The organism is Bacillus sp. FSL R5-0416 (genome assembly GCF_037975425.1).
In the GTDB taxonomy this organism is placed as follows: domain Bacteria; phylum Bacillota; class Bacilli; order Bacillales; family Bacillaceae; genus Bacillus; species Bacillus subtilis.
Map to the genome: position 1 here is coordinate 843,115 of NZ_CP150252.1, position 18,773 is coordinate 861,887.

The window sequence follows — 18,773 nt, forward strand, 5'->3', positions numbered from 1 at the left end:
AAAAGGGAGAAAAATGAGTATTATGTAGCAGTATCAAGCGACAAATACTGGGTATTTATACTTATCGTTTGTCACAATCGCGGAATGTTTATTTTAGTGTGGCTGGGGTAGAGTGTTTTATGTAGACATATAAAGCGGGAGGTTATGAATCATGGGGAAAAAAATTGCAGTTGTTTTAACAGATTATTTTGAGGACAGCGAGTACACTGAGCCTGCGAAAGCCTTTAAAGAAGCGGGACATGAACTGACTGTCATCGAAAAAGAAAAAGGAAAAACAGTAAAAGGCAAGCAGGGAACAGCGGAAGTGACGGTTGACGCGTCCATTGACGACGTAAACCCTTCAGACTTTGATGCGCTTTTGATTCCCGGAGGATTTTCACCAGACCAGCTTCGCGCTGACGATCGTTTCGTCCAATTTACAAAAGCGTTTATGACTGACAAAAAACTGGTATTCGCCATTTGCCACGGCCCGCAGCTTTTAATCAATGCGAAAGCGCTCGACGGCCGAAAAGCGACGGGCTATACGTCCATTCGTGTTGACATGGAAAACGCCGGTGCCGACGTTGTGGACAAGGAAGTGGTTGTTTGCCAGGATCAATTGGTCACTAGCCGCACACCGGACGATATACCGGCATTTAACCGCGAGTCATTGGCATTGCTTGAGAAATAAGAAAAAACGGACGCTCTTGGGCGTCCGTTTTTTTGTTGCTTAGGCCTGGGGACCTGTCAGTTTCTTGTACCTGTAATACAAGAAAGCAGCTGCAGCCGTTCCGATGACCGCAATGCCGAAGTCGAATATGAAAATATGGGCGATGCCCCCCGCTTTTGCGATAAGCCCTGTTGCAATCGGCAGCAGAATCGATGCAAGGCTTGAAGCGGTCGCTACAATTCCGGTAACGGTTCCTTTTCGCTTCCAGAAAAGCTCTGTCATTAACGTAATGGTAATTTGAAACACACCCGCAGTTGAAAAGCCTAAGAAAAAGGCAGTGATGTCCAGCACAACTGGGATATGAACGGTCAGCATGACTGCGAGCGTACATAAAGTAATAATAGGATATAAGAGCGTTATGAAGACAGGTTTGACCCATCTGTTCAGCAAAACGGCTAATAATAAAACAGATGCCAGAGATCCTATACTATAATAGCTCAGCAATTGTACAGATGCTGATTCAGCTAAACCGGCTGCCTTTTGCGCGTAGCTCGGGAGCCAGATTTGAGAAACCGTAAATAAAGCCGTGGATGTAAAACCGATGATAATCAGTGCGGTGCCTTCTTTCTGAAAAACGGGTTCAGACAAGAAAACGGGAGATTCCTGTTGGCCGCTATTAGTTGGTTTCTTATGTTTTTTAGGAAACGAAAGCGTTGATAAATAAATAATATTCAGGAGATAGACCGCTGCCGGCAGATAAAAAGCAAATCCGTAAAACATGCTGTGGTCTGCTAAAAATGTGATCAAAAGCGGCAAAAGTGCGGCCCCGACAGACATAAAGGCTTTGACCAAGACATTCGCCGAACCGGAAGCAGATGGAAAGAGCTCGGTTAGGGCCGGATATGTTCCGGCATCCATCGCTGAATTTGCTACTCCGGCTAATAAGGCGAACACAAACGCCAGCTCATAGCTCGGTGATAAAGGAATACCGACTAAAAAGACGGCCATAATTCCCGCAGAAGCGACAACAAGCGGCTTTCTGCCGATTTTATCTGATAGAACTCCGGAAATGCCGTATGTCAGCAGTTTGCCAAACCCGATAGCGGCAATGACATAACTGATGCCGGTCGGATCGGTATTCCACTGTTTTGTTAATGAAGACATATTGGATGCGAGAATGATGTTGACCATCCCCAGAAAGAAGTAGTTGATATACATTCCGGATGCTGTTTTGATAGATGTCGTTTGCATGCTTGTACTCCTTCAAATCTTATTCGAACACTTTGCTGTTTTGGTTTGGGGAAATGATAAAAAAGACTCGCCGAGATTCCGGCCAGTCTCATTATTTACGAAGCGAGGCTAATTCTTGAGCAATCGCCTGCATTTCACTTGGGCTGAATGATTCTTTTTTCATCACCATGCTGTGAAGGTACGTGAGGTCTTCAATCTTCTCATCACTGAAATCCTCCGCTTTGATTACGCCGACGTTCAGCATGTTCAGCTTTTGGGAAATCTCTTCAATCATTTGAGTTAATGTTTCTGTATTTGGGCTGGACAAATGGTTCCATCCTTTCTATGCGCAATATAGGTATGTTTTATTCTAACAGAATTTCATCAGAAAAAAACCCTATTCTAAAAGCAGGCTGTTTATTCCAAAAAAGTGAAGACATCAGTTGAAAAGGAAATGAACATCCTACTAAGATAATCATGAAGGTTTCTTTTTAGAGAAATAGGGGCAAAGAATAGGGAGGTTGGACAACATGATAAGCGTGTTATTTGTTTGTTTAGGAAACATTTGCCGGTCTCCGATGGCGGAAGCGATTTTTCGGGACCTTGCAGCCAAAAAAGGATTAGAGGAGAAAATCAAGGCGGACTCAGCGGGAATCGGCGGCTGGCACATCGGCAATCCGCCGCATGAGGGAACGCAGGAGATATTGCGCAGAGAAGGAATCAGCTTTGATGGCATGCTGGCGCGACAAGTCAGCGAACAGGATCTGGCCGATTTTGATTACATCATTGCAATGGATGCAGAAAATATCGGAAGTCTCAGAAGCATGGCGGGATTTAAAAACACCTCACATATCAAAAGGCTTTTGGACTATGTTGAAGATTCAGATCTTGCCGACGTTCCCGATCCTTACTACACAGGGAATTTTGAAGAAGTCTGCCAATTAATCAAATCGGGCTGTGAGCATCTGCTTGCGTCTATTCAAAAAGAAAAACAATTGTGAGTGAAAGGAGAATTTGCATGAACAACGAACGTTTAATGCTGAAAGGGATATTTCTCGGAGCTGTGGCAGGCGCGGCGTTATCACTGCTCCATAAGCCGACAAGACAGGCGTGCGGCATGAGATGGCTGACATGCAAGCATAAACTTTCACTGTATAAAAGCAATCCGGAGCTGTTAAAAAACACTGTCATCACAAAAGTGGATGAGGCCAAAAAGCTCGCCCAAACGCTTTCAAAGGAAGTCGACTTTGTGAACCAGCAGGTGAAAGAGCTGAAGAAAACAACGCCGCAAGTGATGGAACTCGTGCAAGAAACGAAAGAGCATTTTTCAAAAAAATGATCAAACATGCGAGGTGAGACGACATGAGTTTTTTGAAAGAGCTTTTCAGCAGATACACCCTTCATGAAGGACAAAGTAAATCAGCGGAGCTGGCGTATTTTTTTCTATTGTCACTGTTTCCGTTTTTGATTTTTATGCTGACGCTCACCGCGTATCTTCCGCTTTCTACCGATGATGTTTTAGGAGTCATAGAACAATATGCTCCCGCCAGTGCGATGTCTCTCGTTGAATCCATTACCCATCAAACCTTAAATAATCGAAATGGCGGTTTGCTGTCATTCGGGATTATCGCCGCATTATGGTCTGCGTCTAATGGAATGAACGCGATCGTCCGGTCGCTGAACCACGCGTATGATGTGGAAGAAAACCGCTCTTTTATCATTGTTCGTCTAACCTCTATTTTTTTGACGATTGCCATGGTATTTACGATTTTAGTGGCTTTGCTTCTGCCGGTATTTGGCCGGGAGATTGGAAGGCTCGCTTCTGACTTTGTCGGCGCGTCGGATCTGTTTTTATCCGTCTGGGCCACCATTCGCTGGGGTGTCAGCCCGCTTGTGCTTTTGATTGTTTTTTCCGCGCTGTATGTGATTGCGCCGAACAAAAAGCTGTCTCTCCGGTTTGTCATGCCGGGTGCGGTCTTTGCGACCATCGGCTGGATCGTTGTCAGCACATTGTTTTCATTTTACGTCAGCACGTTTGCGAACTATAGCGCCACTTACGGGAGCATCGGGGGAATCATCGTTCTGATGATTTGGTTTTACTTGAGCGGCATTTTAATTATCCTAGGCGGAGAAATCAACGCTCTTTTACATAAACGTAAAAAGCTTCCTGATGAAAATCCCTACCATTAGCGCACCCTATAAACGAACTTCGGTTCAAAAAGAAGTCGGGGGGATATCGTGATGACCAAGCATACGAAAAAAGGCGGAAGCCATAACAAACAAAATTCGAAAAGCAAATCGAGCCATAAAACAAGCGGAAGCGCCAACGGACAAAACGGCTACCATTAGCATAAAAGCCTCCTGACATGATGTCGGGAGGCTTTTTGATTAAGAAGATGAAGAATAGGTTTCAGCCGGTGACCAGCTTTTCGGTTTGCCCAGCACAAGGGCCAGCCACACAGCGCTAAGCGTGAGAGTAATGAAGTAGAACAAGTTTGCGCTTTCAAATGTCTGCATATACCAGCCGCCGGCAACCGGACCGAGGATGCTGCCGAGACTGAATGTAATGCCGCAAAGCAGGTTTCCCGCCGGCAGGAGATGAGGCGGAAGAAGATCTGTCATATAGCTGATGCCAAGTGTAAAGGTTGATCCTACTGCCATTCCTGCAATAAAAAAGCAGCCGCCGATCACGTAAGGCGAAGGAAATACACCGGCGATGAAAAAGCAAAGAGCCCCAGTCAGTAAAATCACCAGCAGCACATTCCGCCTGCCGTATTTATCGCTGAGGATGCCGAGCGGAAACTGAAAGATAATGCTTCCAATCGCAAATGCGGGAAGGATGATCGCTACTGCGTCTACTGATATCCCCAAACGGAGCGCGTACACCGGAAAGCTTCCGTTCAGCGCCGTTTCCAGAAAGCCGTAGCCAAATGTAGGCATAAAGGCAACCCACCCAAACAGCATGGCCTGATAAAATCGCCTGAAACTATTGTCTGATTTGGTTTCATGAGGACTGGTTTCCGGGTATGCATTTTGTAGAAAGAAAACAAAAAGCCACGCAAACAGACTGATGCAGCCGGACACGATAAAAGGAAGCGACGGACTCAGCTTGACAAGCGGCACCATGAACGGGCCTGCGGCAAAGCCAAGGCCAAAGGAAAGCCCGTAAATAGACAGGTTTCTTCCGCGATTTTGTTTTGATGACATGGAGGTCACCCACGTTTGCGTAGAAAAGTGAAGCATGTGGTCGCCGATTCCAATGAACAGGCGAAGCAGGAACCAGACCCAAACTGACTGAAGCCAAATAAATCCGAATAAGCTTAAAATGACAATGCTTCCGCCCATGACGATCAGCGGCTTGAACCCGAGCTTTCTGAGCGGCGCTTCCATAAACGGCGAAGCCAAAAGCACACCGATATACAGCCCGGTCGCGTGCAGGCCGTTGATAGCAGCGGATTCTCCATTTGTTTCAAAAATGATTGAAATGACAGGCAGCAGCATGCCTTGTGAAAACCCGGAAATGGATACGAGCAAGACAAGGATAAAGAAATGAAATCGTGACATCGTGTCAGTTCTCCTTATGTGGAATCTATGTTGATCGTACAATGTTTTCCAAAAGCAGGCAACCTGAAAAAAGCCTATATCACGCTATACATTTGCCCTCGTGTAATCATGAAGGTTTTTGTGAAGAATAAAAATAAAACAAGTCATAAAAAAGGAGCTATTTCACCATGAATCGTATCTTTTTTATTTTAGTGGCGGCCGGTGTTCCGCTTTCTGTGATTGGCAGTTTGATGCATTGGCCTTCCGCGGTTCTATTTGCCGTTTATTGCGTGACGATTATCGCGCTTGCAAGCTATATGGGGAGGGCGACAGAATCACTGTCCATCATTGCAGGACCGCGTATCGGCGGTTTGTTGAATGCAACCTTCGGGAATGCGGTGGAGCTGATTATTTCCCTTTTTGCATTAAAAGAAGGCCTGACAGGAATCGTGCTTGCCTCTTTAACCGGTTCAGTGCTGGGGAACCTGCTGCTGGTAGCGGGCCTATCGTTTTTTGTCGGCGGTTTAAAATATAAGCGGCAGGAATTTAATATCCATGATGCCCGCCATAACTCCGGGCTTCTGATTTTTGCCATCATTGTCGCCTTTGTGATTCCGGAGGTATTCTCTGTTGGTATGGGAAACGCCAGCAAGCTCAATTTAAGCATCGGCATCAGCATCATTATGATTCTGTTATATGTGGCGGCGCTGTACTTTAAACTTGTCACGCATCGGGGCGTTTATCAGCCGAATAATGCCGCTCAGACTGAAGAAGAGGAAGAGCCGGAATGGTCAGGGAAGGTTGCGACGATTGTCTTGTTTGCGGCAACGATTGTGGTTGCATACATATCCGAAAACCTGGTCCATACCTTTCACTCGGTGGCTGAACAGTTCGGGTGGAGCGAGCTGTTTATCGGGGTCATCATCGTGGCGATTGTAGGAAATGCGGCGGAGCACGCGTCAGCGATTATTATGGCCTTCAAAAATAAAATGGACATTGCGGTTGAAATTGCAGTCGGCTCTACGCTGCAGATCGCTATGTTTGTCGCACCGGTTCTCGTCATCTGTTCTATCTTTTTTCCGACAAGCATGCCGCTTGTATTTACATTGCCTGAGCTTGTCGCGATGGTATCAGCGGTTCTCTTGATGATCGCGATTTCGAATGACGGGGATTCCAACTGGTTTGAAGGGGCGACACTGCTTGCTGCATATGTCATTATGGCGATCGGCTTTTTCCTTCTTTAACCTGAAAAAATGATGGATAACAACAAAGCGGGATGAAAAGACTAAGGGAAAATGCCATAGAAAGAGTGATATGATGAAAAAGCTATTTCATTCCACACTTATCGTGTTGTTATTCTTTAGTTTTTTCGGCGTTCAGCCCATCCACGCGAAAAAGCAGTTTAAGGTTCCTAATTCTGTCGCAAGCATTTCAAAGGAAAACACGTATCCGAATGCTTCACAGGATCAGCCAATGCTTCAGCCGAGCAAGCTGGCAAAGGAATTGCTCGATCATTCTGAGGTAAAGATTGAAAATCCGCATCTCATCAAAATGCTGAATGAATCCAACATATCCGGCACACCGCTTGCAGTAGGGTACCGGGCGACAATATTTCTCGGGAAATGGGCGCTCGGCTATGAATCAAATGAAACAGTCGCAAACTGGGAATATAAAAAAATCAATACAAACCGTGCGGATAACCGCGGCGGGAAAGAAACTGCTGAAATGCATTATGCCCAGGAACAGCAGTACAGAGTGAAGGGCGGCTTGACAGCTAAAGTTCCAAATGCTGAAGATGTCAAAAGCATGATGATGCAAAAAGCAATGAAGAAAACGAACCTTCCGCTTGCATTTGAGACGGTCATTGGGGCTGGCACAAAACGGGATCAGATTTATAAAGTCGCTCCTAAAAAAATCGGTTATTTACATGCATATGCACCGGCTGTGAATGAAAAAGGAAAAGTGACTTACGGAGAAGTGTACTTAGTGCTGAAAGGAAATAAACGAAAACTCGTCGTGAAAAATGTCACGTCACAGGGCATCGGCGCGTGGATTCCGGTTCAAGATCATGTCACATTTGGCTTTCAGCTTTCCTCACTGCCAAGATAAATAAAAAACTGATTCCAACTCGGAATCAGTTTTTTTGTTTATTGGGTTCTCTCGATTCGGACCGCTTCCTCAAGCATTTGCACATTGTTTTGGTAGAGCTGGCGAACGAGAACCCGTCTGACTGCAAGGCTGGCACTGAAATAATCATCATCTTTCACCATGCCTTTAACCGTAAATTCGACGCCGCGATTGATTTTATTCAATGCGGTGATGCCGTGGATTTGAAACGGTTCTGTCGGATTGCCGAATTCATCCCGCTTCAATGAATCACGAAGCTCTTCATTCAGCATGTCACATGCCTCTTCCAACACGCTGTACACGCGGTCCGGATCTTCTTTAAAGCTGATAAGAAAGGATTCGGTAATCCGCATAAAATCAATATTATAGTTCTCTATTTGTCTGACCTCGCCGTTGCTGATGGTGAGCAGCTTCCCGCTCCATTCCCGGATTTGCAGCGAGCGGAGGCCGATTTCCTCCACTGTCCCGTTGAACAAGTTGTTGACGGTGACATAATCGCCTTTGTGCAGCTGGCGTTCATATATTAAGAACACACCAGCCAGCACATCTTTGATCAGCGATTGGGCGCCAAAACCGATCACGATACCTGCTACGCCCGCCCCGGCCAATATCTTGCCGAAATCATGCACAAATAAAGAAATAACGTAAAAGATAAAACCAATTGTCGCCGTATACTGGGTGACAGAACGGACAAGGCTTTCAATCGTTTTTTCCTTTTTTTCTTCAATAAAATCCGTCCGTTTAAAAAACAGCTGTACCAGCCGGTTGATGATAAAGACACCGATCCAAAGGATAACGGCAACGAGGAGAATATCGACGATTTTATTTTGAAAAATCTCCGTAAGTGTTTCTTTCATCCGCATCTAACTCCTGGCTTGACGTTTTGTGAAGTCTGTATCCTGATAATAACTGTTTTTGACAAGAACATTCGGTCCGAGGCACCGGACATTCGGGCAGTGGCAACTTAGTTCTTTCGCAAGTTTGGTCTCTCTCCACTTTTCATAGGCGGAAGGGAGGCTGTCCGTCTGAATGTTGCCAAGCGGCGGGGTATCACCGAAATCGGTCACGATAATGTTTCCGTCGAAAATGTTCACATTCAGGCGGGACCGGCCATCAGGGTCATTTCGCACTGTGACGTTTTTCGCCGCGCGAAGCCGGCGAAGCAGCTTTTGATCGTCTTCGTCCGGACTGCAGGCATAAAACGGCAGCGTTCCGAACAGCATCCACGTATTTTCATCACGAATATCCAGCAAGCGGTGAATGGCCTGTCTCATCTCTTTCAGGCTGAGGGATTCAAGAGCGCTTGCGAAATCGCTTGGATACATTGGGTGGACCTCGTGACGCTGACATTTCATATCTTCTGTGATTTGGCGGTGAATATGCTCAATATGCGGAAGTGTTCGTTTGTTCAGCATCGTTTCCGCAGATACCATTACTCCGGCATCCACGAGCGTGCGGCTGTTTTCGATCATTTTTTCAAAATAGCGCGCGCGCTGTTCGAAGGTCGGTTTTCTGTCCATCATGGCAAAGCCGATTTCAGCAAAATCTTCAACTGTACCCCAGTTATGAGAAATATGTAGCACATCGAGATACGGAATGATCCATTCGTACCGCTCGATGTCGAGGGTCAGATTTGAATTAATTTGTGTCCGCACACCCCGTTCATGGGCATATTTCAATAAAGGAACAACATATTCTTTTACTGATTTCAACGAAAGCATCGGCTCTCCGCCTGTGATGCTGATGGATCTGAGGCGCGGGATTTCCTCCAGCCGTTTTAACAGAAGATCTATTGGCAGAGCATTCGGGTCTTTAGGCTGCAATGTATAGCCTACAGCACAATGCTCGCATCTCATATTGCACAGTGTCGTCGTTGTGAATTCAACGTTTGTCAGCTGCATGTCTCCGTATTGGTCAACATCCATATAGGCTTCCCAAGGGTCAAACTCGGGCGTAATCGGACGCAGCTTCGTGTTTTGTGTCATGACTATCTAACTCCTTTATAAATGGGCATACTAACGCTGCCAACAGTTAATTTTAGACCTGATTTGCCAAGATCGCAAGTAGCGCGGTGATTGAAAAACGGCAAAAAATGAGCTACCATATTAAAAAATGAATGGAGGAACAGAATGGGGAACGCCGTAAACAATAAAGTTCAGCAGATTGATTATTTAAAGAACAGACTTGACATGTTTATGAACGTCATCGATTCATTAGACCCTGAAGCAACCGACGTTGAAGATATAGACAGGCTTATCAGCATGCTTGATGACCTGGAAGCCAAATACGAACGTTTTAAAAAAGATTGGGAATAAAACCGCGCGCCCGCCGCGGTTTTTTTATTGGCATAAAGCAACAGTATAAAACAAAGCCCCTATCTGTAAAATAAGAAAAAATGCAGAAGGAGCGCTGGCCATGAAGTGGATGTGTTCAATATGCTGCGCCGCCGTATTGCTTGCCGGAGGTGCAGCACAGGCGGAAGCGGTGCCGAATGAGCCGATTAATTGGGGCTTTAAACGAAGTGTCAATCATCAGCCGCCAGATGCCGGGAAGCAGCTGAACAGTTTAATTGAAAAATATGACGCGTTTTATTTAGGGAATACAAAGGAAAAAACGATCTACTTAACGTTTGATAACGGATATGAAAATGGCTATACGCCAAAAGTGCTTGATGTCTTAAAAAAACATCGCGTAACAGGAACGTTTTTTGTCACCGGGCATTTCGTAAAGGACCAGCCTCAGCTGATCAAACGTATGTCAGATGAGGGCCATATTATCGGCAACCATTCCTTTCACCATCCGGATTTAACGACAAAAACAGCTGATCAGATTCAGGATGAACTTGATTCAGTCAACGAAGAGGTTTATAAAATTACGGGAAAGCAGGACAATCTGTACTTGCGTCCGCCGCGCGGCGTGTTCAGTGAGTACGTACTGAAAGAAACGAAACGCCTCGGCTATCAAACCGTTTTCTGGTCGGTCGCTTTTGTTGATTGGAAAATCAACAACCAAAAGGGAAAGAAATATGCCTACGATCATATGATCAAGCAGGCGCACCCGGGAGCCATTTACCTGCTTCACACCGTATCGAGGGACAATGCAGAAGCGCTGGATGACGCGATTACAGATCTGAAAAAACAGGGCTACACTTTTAAAAGCATTGATGATCTGATGTTTGAGAAAGAAATGAGGCTGCCGTCTTTGTAAAAGAGAAAAACCTCTCCTTAAACGGAGAGGCTTTTTATTATTTTAAACATTTAATCAGTGCGGCCCAGTCCAGATCCCCGAAGCCTTTCTCAATCCCGCTTTCAAAATGGCTCTTGGCCAGCTCGGCAAGAGGAAGATTTGCAGAAACCTGTTTTGCGGCGGCGAGTGCCAGGTTGGTATCCTTCAGCCCTAAAGACATTTTGAAGCCGGCCGGCTCAAATTTCTGCTCGGCCATAATGGTTCCGTAATTTTGATAGACTGGAGAACCAAAGAGCGCGCTGGCGATTTCTAAAAATTGTTTTTGTTCTAAGCCGTATTTCTCCATCATTAAAAAGGATTCAGATAACGCCTCCAGCATGGACACAAGCAAGAAATTGATGCTGATTTTGGCTGCATTTGCCGTCTTGCTTTCTTCGCCGACGTCAAATACCTGCTGGCTCAGGCTGTCGAGCAGAGGCTTGGCAGCTTGCTTTGCTTCCGCCGGTCCGGCTGTTATGATACGGAGCGCGGCTTTGGCTGCGGCATCCGGTCTGCCAAGAACAGGAGCGGCGAGAAAAAATTGTCCTTTCTCTGCATGAGCTGCTGCGAGCTTTTCTGAGAACTCAACACTGATTGTGCTCATCGAGATGTGAATGCCGTTCTCTGCTAATCCTTCAAGCAGCCCGTCTTCTCCGAATGTCACGGCGCTGACAGAATCATCATCTGCAAGCATAGTAATTACAATATCAGCGGACTTTGCCGCCAGCCGCGGCGTATCAGCTGCCTGTGCGCCTTTTGTGACAAATTCTTCTGTCTTTTGTTTCGTCCGGTTATAGACAGTCAATTCGTAGCCTGCTTGAAGAACATTTCGGGCAATGGGCTGTCCCATATTGCCGAGTCCGATGACAGCAATTTTCAATCTGATCACTCCCTGAATATTTTTTCCATTATAAACAATATGAACAGAATATGCATAGCGATCGGCTTACAACAAAAAAGAACAGCTGCTCGCTGTCCTCATTTAAAAATATTGAACCATCCTTTATGTACAAACCAAATCAGCATCCCGATCACAAGCGCGGCCATCAGGCCAAGTACAGCAAAATATCCGTATTTCCAATGCAGCTCCGGCATGAAGTCGAAGTTCATACCGTATACACCGGCAATAAAGGTGAGCGGGATGAAAATGGTTGATACGATCGTCAGTGTCATCATAATCGCATTCATCCGGTTTGAGTTTAGCGTCACGTAGCTGTCACGCAAGTCGGACGTCATGTCACGGTTGGATTCCACAATTTCAGACAACTTTAACAAATGATCATATATGTCGCTGAAATAGGCTTTCGTTTCCCGCTGCTCTTTCACATGGTCAAGGCTTAAAATCCGGTAGAGCAAATCACGCATCGGGATAATCGTCCGTCTCAAATGCAATAGGTCTGTTCTGAGATCAAACACCTCGTTCATCAGCGTTCCATACGTTTTGTGGGGACGGCTTTCTTCAATTTCATTCAGCCGGTCTTCAATTTTATACACGAGAGGAAAATATTCATCAACAAGCTGATCCATGATCATATAAGAAATATGCCCGGGCCCTTTTTTCAATATATCCGGTGAAGCATACAAACGCTCCCGGACTTTAGCGATACCGGGCGTTTCGTGTAAATGAAAGGTGACGACAAATTTTTCGCCTTGAAAGATATCGACTTCCTCCGTCTCAAGTGTTTCCTTATTCAGCGCATGAATCACGTAAAAACGATAGCCGTCATAATGGTCAAGCTTCGGCCGCTGCATATGCTGGAAGCAATCCTCAATGGCAAGCGGGTGAAAATGAAAAAAATCTCTCAATAACGCCGTTTCCGTATCCTCCGGGCCGTAAAAATCAACCCAGTACCATGCAATATCAGGCTGTTCCACTCGTTCGATCGGTATATTTTTCAGCAGCTGATGCTCTGTTGTGATTGCGGTAATGTTGATCATAAACAACCCTCCACCTGCCATTATATCATGCGGTCTTTATGAGAAAAGTATACGGTATTCTCTGCCTAATTCAAGCGGCATGTTATACTGAACAAAAACGGAAAAAGGGTGGATCTCATGTGGAAGGAAAAAGTATCTGTCACGCCTCCGTATCATTTTGACCGCGTGCTGGACAGGCTGTCTTTAGACCCCCTCAATGCTGTTGATCGAGAGGCTAGGGAAGTCCGTGTGCCAATCAGAAATCAAGCGGGGGACGTATGTATTGTAAAGGTACAGGCGTTAGGCCATGCGGGCGAGCCTGAGTTCCTCGTCAGCGGGGAAACGGATCAGGGAGAAATGATGAAGGAAATCAAGCGGATTTTTCAATGGGAAAATCATTTGCAGCACGTTCTGGATCATTTTTCAAAAACGAGCCTGTCCGCCATTTTTGAAGAGCATGCCGGGACGCCGCTTGTTCTGGACTACAGCGTGTACAACTGCATGATGAAATGCATTATCCACCAGCAGCTCAATCTTTCCTTCGCTTACACGCTAACAGAACGGTTTGTTCATGCGTTTGGCGAGCAGAAGGATGGCGTGTGGTGCTACCCAAAGCCGGAAACGATTGCAGAACTCGATTATCAGGATCTGCGTGATCTGCAATTCAGCATGAGAAAAGCGGAATACACCATTGATACATCAAGGATGATCACAGAAGGCACACTCAGCTTGTCAGAGCTGCCGCATATGGCGGATGAAGACATTATGAAGAAACTGATCAAAATCAGGGGTATCGGCCCGTGGACTGTGCAAAACGTCCTCATGTTCGGACTTGGCCGTCCCAATTTATTCCCGCTTGCCGATATCGGCCTCCAAAATGCGATCAAACGCCATTTTCAGCTGGACGATAAGCCGGCAAAGGATGTCATGCTGGCGATGAGCAAGGAGTGGGAGCCTTATTTAAGCTATGCGTCTTTGTATTTGTGGAGAAGTATAGAATAATTCATCTGACAATGAAGGAAATCCTGCAAACGTGTTATACTAGAAAGATGTGAAAAAACCATTTCACTTTCTGCCATCTGCAGAAAGCTTTATATAGAAACGGAGAGAACAACGTGAACCAACAAAAGAAACAGGCGCCTGTCGAACTGAAGGTCGGACAAACCTTTCCGCTGACGATTAAGCGTCTCGGCATTAACGGAGAAGGTGTCGGCTATTTTAAGAAAAAAGTCGTCTTCGTGCCCGGCGCGCTTCCTGGCGAAGAAGTTGTTGTGCAGGCCACAAAGGTCCAGCCGAAGTTTTCGGAGGGCCGCATTAAGAAAATCCGCAAGGCATCTGAGCACCGGGTGGCACCGCCTTGCCCTGTTTATGAACAATGCGGCGGATGTCAGCTTCAGCACCTTGCATACAGCCAGCAGCTTCGGGAAAAACGCGATATCGTCATTCAGTCTCTTGAACGCCATACGAAGTTTAAAGTTGAAAACATGGAAATCAAAGAAACGATCGGCATGGACAACCCGTGGAATTACCGCAATAAAAGCCAATTCCAGATCGGGCGCTCGCAAAGCGGCAGCATCATCGCCGGCTTATACGGCCTTGATTCTCATGATATCGTGCCGATTAAAGACTGTATCGTTCAGCATCCGGCAACGAACAAAACAACAGGCATCGTCCGCCGCATTTTAGAGGACTTCAATGTGTCTGTTTATAATGAAAGAAAACGAAAAGGCGACGTTCGCACGATCGTGACGAGAGTCGGCTTTGAAACAGGCGAAGTGCAGGTCGTGCTTGTAACCGCAAAAGAAACGCTTCCGCACAAGGAAGAAATCGTCAAAGCGATTCAAAAGCGATTGCCAGAGGTCAAATCCATTATTCAGAATGTAAACGGGGCGAAAACTTCAGTGATTTTTGGCGAGAAAACAAAACAGCTCGCCGGAAAAACAGTAATTCAAGAAGTGCTCGGCGACGTATCTTTTGAATTGAGCGCCCGCGCTTTCTTCCAGCTCAATCCGGAACAGACCGTCAAGCTGTATGATGAAGTGAAAAAAGCGGCGCAGCTGACCGGAAAAGAAAAAGTCGTTGATGCGTATTGCGGCGTCGGCACTATCGGCATGTGGGTGGCGGACGGAGCGAAGGAAGTCCGCGGCATGGACGTCATCAAGGAATCAATTGACGATGCTAAGAAAAACGCCAAAAAACACGGCATGGCAAATGCCACATACGTAACAGGAACAGCCGAGCACTGGCTCCCGAAATGGACGAAAGAAGGCTTCCGCCCGGACGTCGTCATCGTAGACCCGCCAAGAATCGGCTGTGACAGCACGTTCCTGGACACGATCAAACAAGTCAAACCGAAACGCTTCGTCTACGTATCCTGCAATCCATCCACGCTCGCGAAGGATTTGCAGACGCTGTCGAAGGACTATCGCGTGGACTATATTCAGCCTGTCGATATGTTTCCGCAGACGGCGCATGTGGAAGCAGTGGCGAGACTTGTATTGAAATCGTCTAACTAAAAAGAACATTTCCCAGTCATAAAATAGTTTTCCTAATAAGACCTGGATTTCGGTAAAATAAACAATTCCGATTTCCGGGTCTTTTTCGTGCGCAGCCCTTGTCCTAACTGTCTTTCCCCAATTTTATCTTCCTTCTTTTCTCGGAGATCTTTATTTTAACTGGCGAAAAGAATTGAAAAAACGTGTTGAAAAGCGGGTGAAAAAAAGCGTTATTTAACCGGAAAAATTTCCTTCAAGTATGATTAAAATACATGAGAAGAATGATGTGAAATCATAGATATATTTTTCATAATTTGTAAAATTATATATTGACTTGCAGTTATTACGTGTGAAATATTGATTATAGGAATATAAGGAAAGGTATGGCGTATATCATTTCAAGAGTCATTCGATGTAAAAAGTTGAAACATTGTAATAAACGAAAGAGGTGAAAATGATGGCCAACCCCATTTTAAAATGAATAACGTATGAGCACTACAACAATTAAATAATAGTGCCGACGATAACAACTATTACAGTAATACCTACAATGGTTATATCCTTGCGACAATCATGCTTCATAATAATTTAGATTGACACTTGGCTAAAAAGTATTGCAGAGAAGGAAATGGATAATTAAATGGATAAAGTATACAAAAAACGACCGCTATATAAAAGAAGTTGGTTTCAAACATTTTTGGCATTTTTAGTATCTCAGTTTTATTTTAATTTTGTAGAATTAACGGGATGGGGTCCTAAGTATAGAGAAATGAATGGATTCCCAGCAAACATAGTTGAACTAGATTTCTTTCAAACATATCTTTCATTCTATGATAATCCATGGTTTAATATTATTACTGTTTTCTTGGGAGTTTTCACTATTATACAAATAATTACAGGGATAACAAAGGATATTCGGAAATTAAAGCAATAACCTCTGATGCCTTATTTAATGATGAAAGAAAATGAACACTTTCTTAATTATCTTATGAGTGAAGACTGCGACACTTAGTCAGCAGTCTATTTTATTGGTTCTGGATCAGGATTACCGAATTATAACCCTATACAAATATATAGTAGGTTGCCACTTGCTGCGTTGGTTATTTTCTAAATCATGAGCAAATCCCAAATGATTCAGATTGAAGTTCTTGAATTCTTTTAAATAAGGATTTATTTTCTCTTCTCATCCTCTTTACTCCATGTGATTCATAAGTAGTAGCAGCTTAAGTAGAGGTTTTTTTATTCTCTAAAGTACTCAGTTATACCATCCCCAACTCAATTTGCTTAATCAAAGTTTATCTCTTGAAATTAGTTTTTCCGCAAATATGATATTGAGATAAGGATATGGTGTAGCGTTAAATATCTTATCCTCAATAACAGGACAATTAGTTTGCGTTGGTAATATGGAGAACTCATATGATATTCTATTTAGGTTGGAATTCTTTTTATCCAAAAAGTTCAAAAGTAAGGCCACAAAGAAAGACGAAGGTCAGCGCCAGTGTTAACCACAATATAAAAAATGGTGTAGATAATCATCCCATGTGAAAATGTTCAAAATTTACTATAGATTGATAAGAAATGCTTTCGCATGCGAAAAGAAGCATGGTCAGTTTTTTAATATTGAGATACAGGTATAGCCGTATCCCCTAATGAAAGGATTTGATTTTTGTTATGACAGAAAATTTCTGGCGTGAATTACCACGGCCATTTTTTGTACTGGCACCAATGGAAGATGTGACAGATGTTGTTTTCCGGCATGTAGTAAGTGAAGCAGGCAGACCGGATGTATTTTTTACAGAGTTCACAAACTCAGAGAGCTATTGCCACCCGGATGGGAAGGATAGTGTGCGCGGCCGTTTGACGTTTACAGAGGATGAACAGCCAATGGTAGCCCATATATGGGGGGATAAGCCTGAAAACTTCCGTAAAATGAGTATTGGCATGGCAGAGTTAGGATTTAAAGGCTTAGATATCAATATGGGCTGCCCTGTGCCTAATGTGGCGGGGAATGGAAAGGGAAGCGGCCTAATTTGCCGTCCTGCAGTTGCGGCAGAATTAATACAAGCTGCAAAAGCAGGGGGATTGCCTGTAAGCGTGAAGACAAGACTTGGATACACGGATGTAGATGAATGGCGCGAGTGGCTGACACACATTTTGAAACAGGATATTGCGAATCTTTCTATTCATCTGCGTACAAGGGCAGAAATGAGCAAAGTAGATGCGCATTGGGAGCTCATCCCGGAGATTAAGAAACTTCGTGATGAGGTGGCACCAGATACACTGTTGACAATCAATGGAGATATCCCTGACCGCCAAACCGGCTTGAAACTTGCTGAACAATACGGTGTTGATGGAATTATGATAGGGCGCGGTATTTTTACAAATCCATATGCCTTTGAAAAGGAGCCAAAAGAGCATAGCAGCAAGGAATTGCTTGATCTCTTAAGGCTGCATCTGGATCTCCATGACAAATATTCAGCATTAGAAGCGCGTCCGTACAAGCCTCTTCCTCGCTTTTTCAAGATTTACCTCCGCGGGTTCCGAGGGGCAAGTGAATTAAGAAATCAATGCATGAACACAAAGTCAACAGATGAAGTGCGTGCATTGCTCGACGACTTTGAGAGAAAGTATCTTGATGGGATAGAGTAACTGCAGTGCTTGATTCAAAAAAGGCTAACACAATTCTTGACTAAAATACCTGGATTTTCGGTAAATCCGGGTCTTTTTTGTACGCAGCTTTACTCAGCCTGTCTTTTCTCTAATTTATTGCAAGAAAACAATGGTATATTTAGTGGAGATATCTTATAAAGGGGGAGAGAAAAATGAAACGGCTATGCATCATCCCCTGCGGCAAGAAAAAAATCTGGGACGTCCAGCCTGATGCCGGGCCGGTAAGAGCAGAGGACGCTTATCTCAGCCCGTTTCATCAGGCGTGCGAGTGGTATGCGAAAGCATTTTTCGATGAGTGGGTGATTTTGTCTGCGAAGCACGGGTTCCTCCGCCCTAATGATCTCGTTTCGGGAAATTACGATGTCACTTTTGGCACCGGTCATCCGGAAATCATGACAGCGGACGAGCTGAGCCGCCAATTTCACGAAAAAGGCTTTTCTGATATCGAAGAGCTAGTCATGCTTGGCGGAAAAAAATATCGAAGCGTTCTAAACGCCGTCATCGGAGAACACCAGCATATCAGCTGGCCGCTATCATCTTACAAAGGCATAGGCTACATGCTCCAAGCGCTGAACCGGGCTGTTGAAGAAAAGCATGAACTGTAGCACGCACATATGTAGAAAAGAGTGTGAACATGTGTGCCAGCGGGTTATCAAAAACAGATGCCGAAAAGATGGCGGTATCGCATATGTCAAATATTCAATTGATTTTCTTTCAAAAGCAGCTATTCAGTCAAACGAGGCAGAGAAACTAGGAAGTTAAAAAGATTTCCAAGGAAATAAATACGTCGATCATTGTCAAAGGCCGGGTGATATCCGGTCTTTTTTGCATGCTGTAAAACGAGACAAATGAATCAGTTTGAGACAAAACGAGACACACGTCTCAAACTGTCTCCAAAGTGAAGACGAGAAGACTGA

The 18,773-nt window shown here is 44.8% G+C and carries 20 protein-coding genes and 1 pseudogene; 14 read left to right on the plus strand and 7 right to left on the minus strand.

All coding sequences use genetic code 11. The features are described from left to right. Positions 1-151: 151 nt before the first annotated feature. On the plus strand, positions 152-670 hold the full coding sequence (gene yfkM / locus NYE20_RS04320; protein ID WP_133953914.1) for a general stress protein 18: 519 nt from the start codon (positions 152-154) through the stop codon (positions 668-670). Positions 671-709: 39 nt separating this feature from the next. Here yfkM and NYE20_RS04325 read toward each other — a convergent pair whose 3' ends face one another. Further along, positions 710-1,900 (minus strand): MFS transporter, encoded by a 1,191-nt coding sequence (locus NYE20_RS04325; protein ID WP_161621426.1) that lies wholly within the window; start codon positions 1,898-1,900, stop codon positions 710-712. Between the two features lie 91 nt (positions 1,901-1,991). Further along, positions 1,992-2,207, minus strand: a complete 216-nt coding sequence (locus tag NYE20_RS04330) for a DUF1128 domain-containing protein (protein ID WP_010330293.1) — start codon at positions 2,205-2,207, stop codon at positions 1,992-1,994. Between the two features lie 202 nt (positions 2,208-2,409). On the opposite strand from NYE20_RS04330, the gene yfkJ reads away from it, so the two are divergent. Genes yfkJ through NYE20_RS04345 form a run of 3 tightly spaced genes read left to right on the plus strand, consistent with a single transcriptional unit; the run spans position 2,410 to position 4,069 of the window. After that, positions 2,410-2,880, plus strand: a complete 471-nt coding sequence (gene yfkJ / locus NYE20_RS04335; RefSeq protein ID WP_019712686.1) for a protein-tyrosine-phosphatase — start codon at positions 2,410-2,412, stop codon at positions 2,878-2,880. Between the two features lie 17 nt (positions 2,881-2,897). After that, entirely contained in the window at positions 2,898-3,218 is a 321-nt protein-coding gene (locus NYE20_RS04340) for a hypothetical protein (protein WP_161621427.1), read from the plus strand. Between the two features lie 23 nt (positions 3,219-3,241). After that, positions 3,242-4,069 carry a YihY family inner membrane protein gene (locus NYE20_RS04345; protein WP_161621428.1) on the plus strand — a complete coding sequence of 276 codons (828 nt, stop codon included), beginning with the start codon at positions 3,242-3,244 and terminating at the stop codon, positions 4,067-4,069. A gap of 198 nt (positions 4,070-4,267) precedes the next feature. Here NYE20_RS04345 and NYE20_RS04350 read toward each other — a convergent pair whose 3' ends face one another. Next, positions 4,268-5,443 carry an MFS transporter gene (locus tag NYE20_RS04350; protein WP_003243008.1) on the minus strand — a complete coding sequence of 392 codons (1,176 nt, stop codon included), beginning with the start codon at positions 5,441-5,443 and terminating at the stop codon, positions 4,268-4,270. A 167-nt stretch (positions 5,444-5,610) separates the two neighbouring features. Here NYE20_RS04350 and cax point away from each other — a divergent pair, with 167 nt between their 5' ends. After that, positions 5,611-6,666: a calcium/proton exchanger gene (gene cax, locus NYE20_RS04355; protein ID WP_003242902.1), complete on the plus strand. Its 1,056-nt coding sequence runs from the start codon at positions 5,611-5,613 to the stop codon at positions 6,664-6,666. A 70-nt stretch (positions 6,667-6,736) separates the two neighbouring features. Further along, positions 6,737-7,531: a YfkD famly protein gene (locus NYE20_RS04360; protein WP_003233657.1), complete on the plus strand. Its 795-nt coding sequence runs from the start codon at positions 6,737-6,739 to the stop codon at positions 7,529-7,531. A 38-nt stretch (positions 7,532-7,569) separates the two neighbouring features. Here NYE20_RS04360 and mscC read toward each other — a convergent pair whose 3' ends face one another. Together mscC and yfkAB are read right to left on the minus strand one after the other, a co-directional pair. Next, on the minus strand, positions 7,570-8,412 hold the full coding sequence (mscC, locus tag NYE20_RS04365) for a mechanosensitive ion channel protein MscC (protein ID WP_010886444.1): 843 nt from the start codon (positions 8,410-8,412) through the stop codon (positions 7,570-7,572). Further along, positions 8,413-9,534 (minus strand): radical SAM/CxCxxxxC motif protein YfkAB, encoded by a 1,122-nt coding sequence (gene yfkAB, locus NYE20_RS04370; protein WP_003233655.1) that lies wholly within the window; start codon positions 9,532-9,534, stop codon positions 8,413-8,415. Positions 9,535-9,678: 144 nt separating this feature from the next. Between yfkAB and NYE20_RS04375 the strand changes: the two genes are divergently transcribed. Both NYE20_RS04375 and pdaA read left to right on the plus strand, forming a co-directional pair. After that, on the plus strand, positions 9,679-9,864 hold the full coding sequence (locus NYE20_RS04375) for an SE1561 family protein (protein WP_072173377.1): 186 nt from the start codon (positions 9,679-9,681) through the stop codon (positions 9,862-9,864). Positions 9,865-9,964: 100 nt separating this feature from the next. Next, positions 9,965-10,756 carry a delta-lactam-biosynthetic de-N-acetylase gene (gene pdaA / locus NYE20_RS04380; RefSeq protein ID WP_003244439.1) on the plus strand — a complete coding sequence of 264 codons (792 nt, stop codon included), beginning with the start codon at positions 9,965-9,967 and terminating at the stop codon, positions 10,754-10,756. Between the two features lie 37 nt (positions 10,757-10,793). Here the strand turns inward: pdaA and NYE20_RS04385 are convergent, their stop codons facing one another. Then, a complete protein-coding gene (locus tag NYE20_RS04385; protein WP_072173376.1) occupies positions 10,794-11,654 on the minus strand; it encodes an NAD(P)-dependent oxidoreductase in 861 nt (286 codons plus the stop codon). A 98-nt stretch (positions 11,655-11,752) separates the two neighbouring features. Then, positions 11,753-12,712, minus strand: a complete 960-nt coding sequence (gene corA / locus NYE20_RS04390) for a magnesium/cobalt transporter CorA (protein ID WP_003233650.1) — start codon at positions 12,710-12,712, stop codon at positions 11,753-11,755. A 117-nt stretch (positions 12,713-12,829) separates the two neighbouring features. On the opposite strand from corA, the gene NYE20_RS04395 reads away from it, so the two are divergent. From NYE20_RS04395 to NYE20_RS04420, 6 genes and pseudogenes are all read left to right on the plus strand, one after another. Continuing rightward, positions 12,830-13,693 (plus strand): DNA-3-methyladenine glycosylase, encoded by an 864-nt coding sequence (locus NYE20_RS04395; protein ID WP_049140612.1) that lies wholly within the window; start codon positions 12,830-12,832, stop codon positions 13,691-13,693. A 113-nt stretch (positions 13,694-13,806) separates the two neighbouring features. Further along, positions 13,807-15,207 (plus strand): 23S rRNA (uracil(1939)-C(5))-methyltransferase RlmD, encoded by a 1,401-nt coding sequence (gene rlmD, locus NYE20_RS04400; protein ID WP_161621429.1) that lies wholly within the window; start codon positions 13,807-13,809, stop codon positions 15,205-15,207. Positions 15,208-15,826: 619 nt separating this feature from the next. Continuing rightward, the gene (locus NYE20_RS04405) at positions 15,827-16,120 is read left to right on the plus strand and encodes a YfzA family protein (protein WP_120027900.1); all 294 of its coding nucleotides are present in this window, start codon (positions 15,827-15,829) and stop codon (positions 16,118-16,120) included. A 737-nt stretch (positions 16,121-16,857) separates the two neighbouring features. After that, positions 16,858-17,835, plus strand: a complete 978-nt coding sequence (locus tag NYE20_RS04410; RefSeq protein ID WP_038829507.1) for a tRNA-dihydrouridine synthase — start codon at positions 16,858-16,860, stop codon at positions 17,833-17,835. A gap of 173 nt (positions 17,836-18,008) precedes the next feature. Continuing rightward, positions 18,009-18,461, plus strand: coding sequence for a DUF6884 domain-containing protein (locus NYE20_RS04415; RefSeq protein WP_038829506.1), 453 nt, complete (start codon positions 18,009-18,011; stop codon positions 18,459-18,461). A gap of 67 nt (positions 18,462-18,528) precedes the next feature. Further along, positions 18,529-18,618: pseudogene (locus tag NYE20_RS04420) on the plus strand (hypothetical protein); the annotation flags it as partial. Positions 18,619-18,773: the final 155 nt, after the last annotated feature.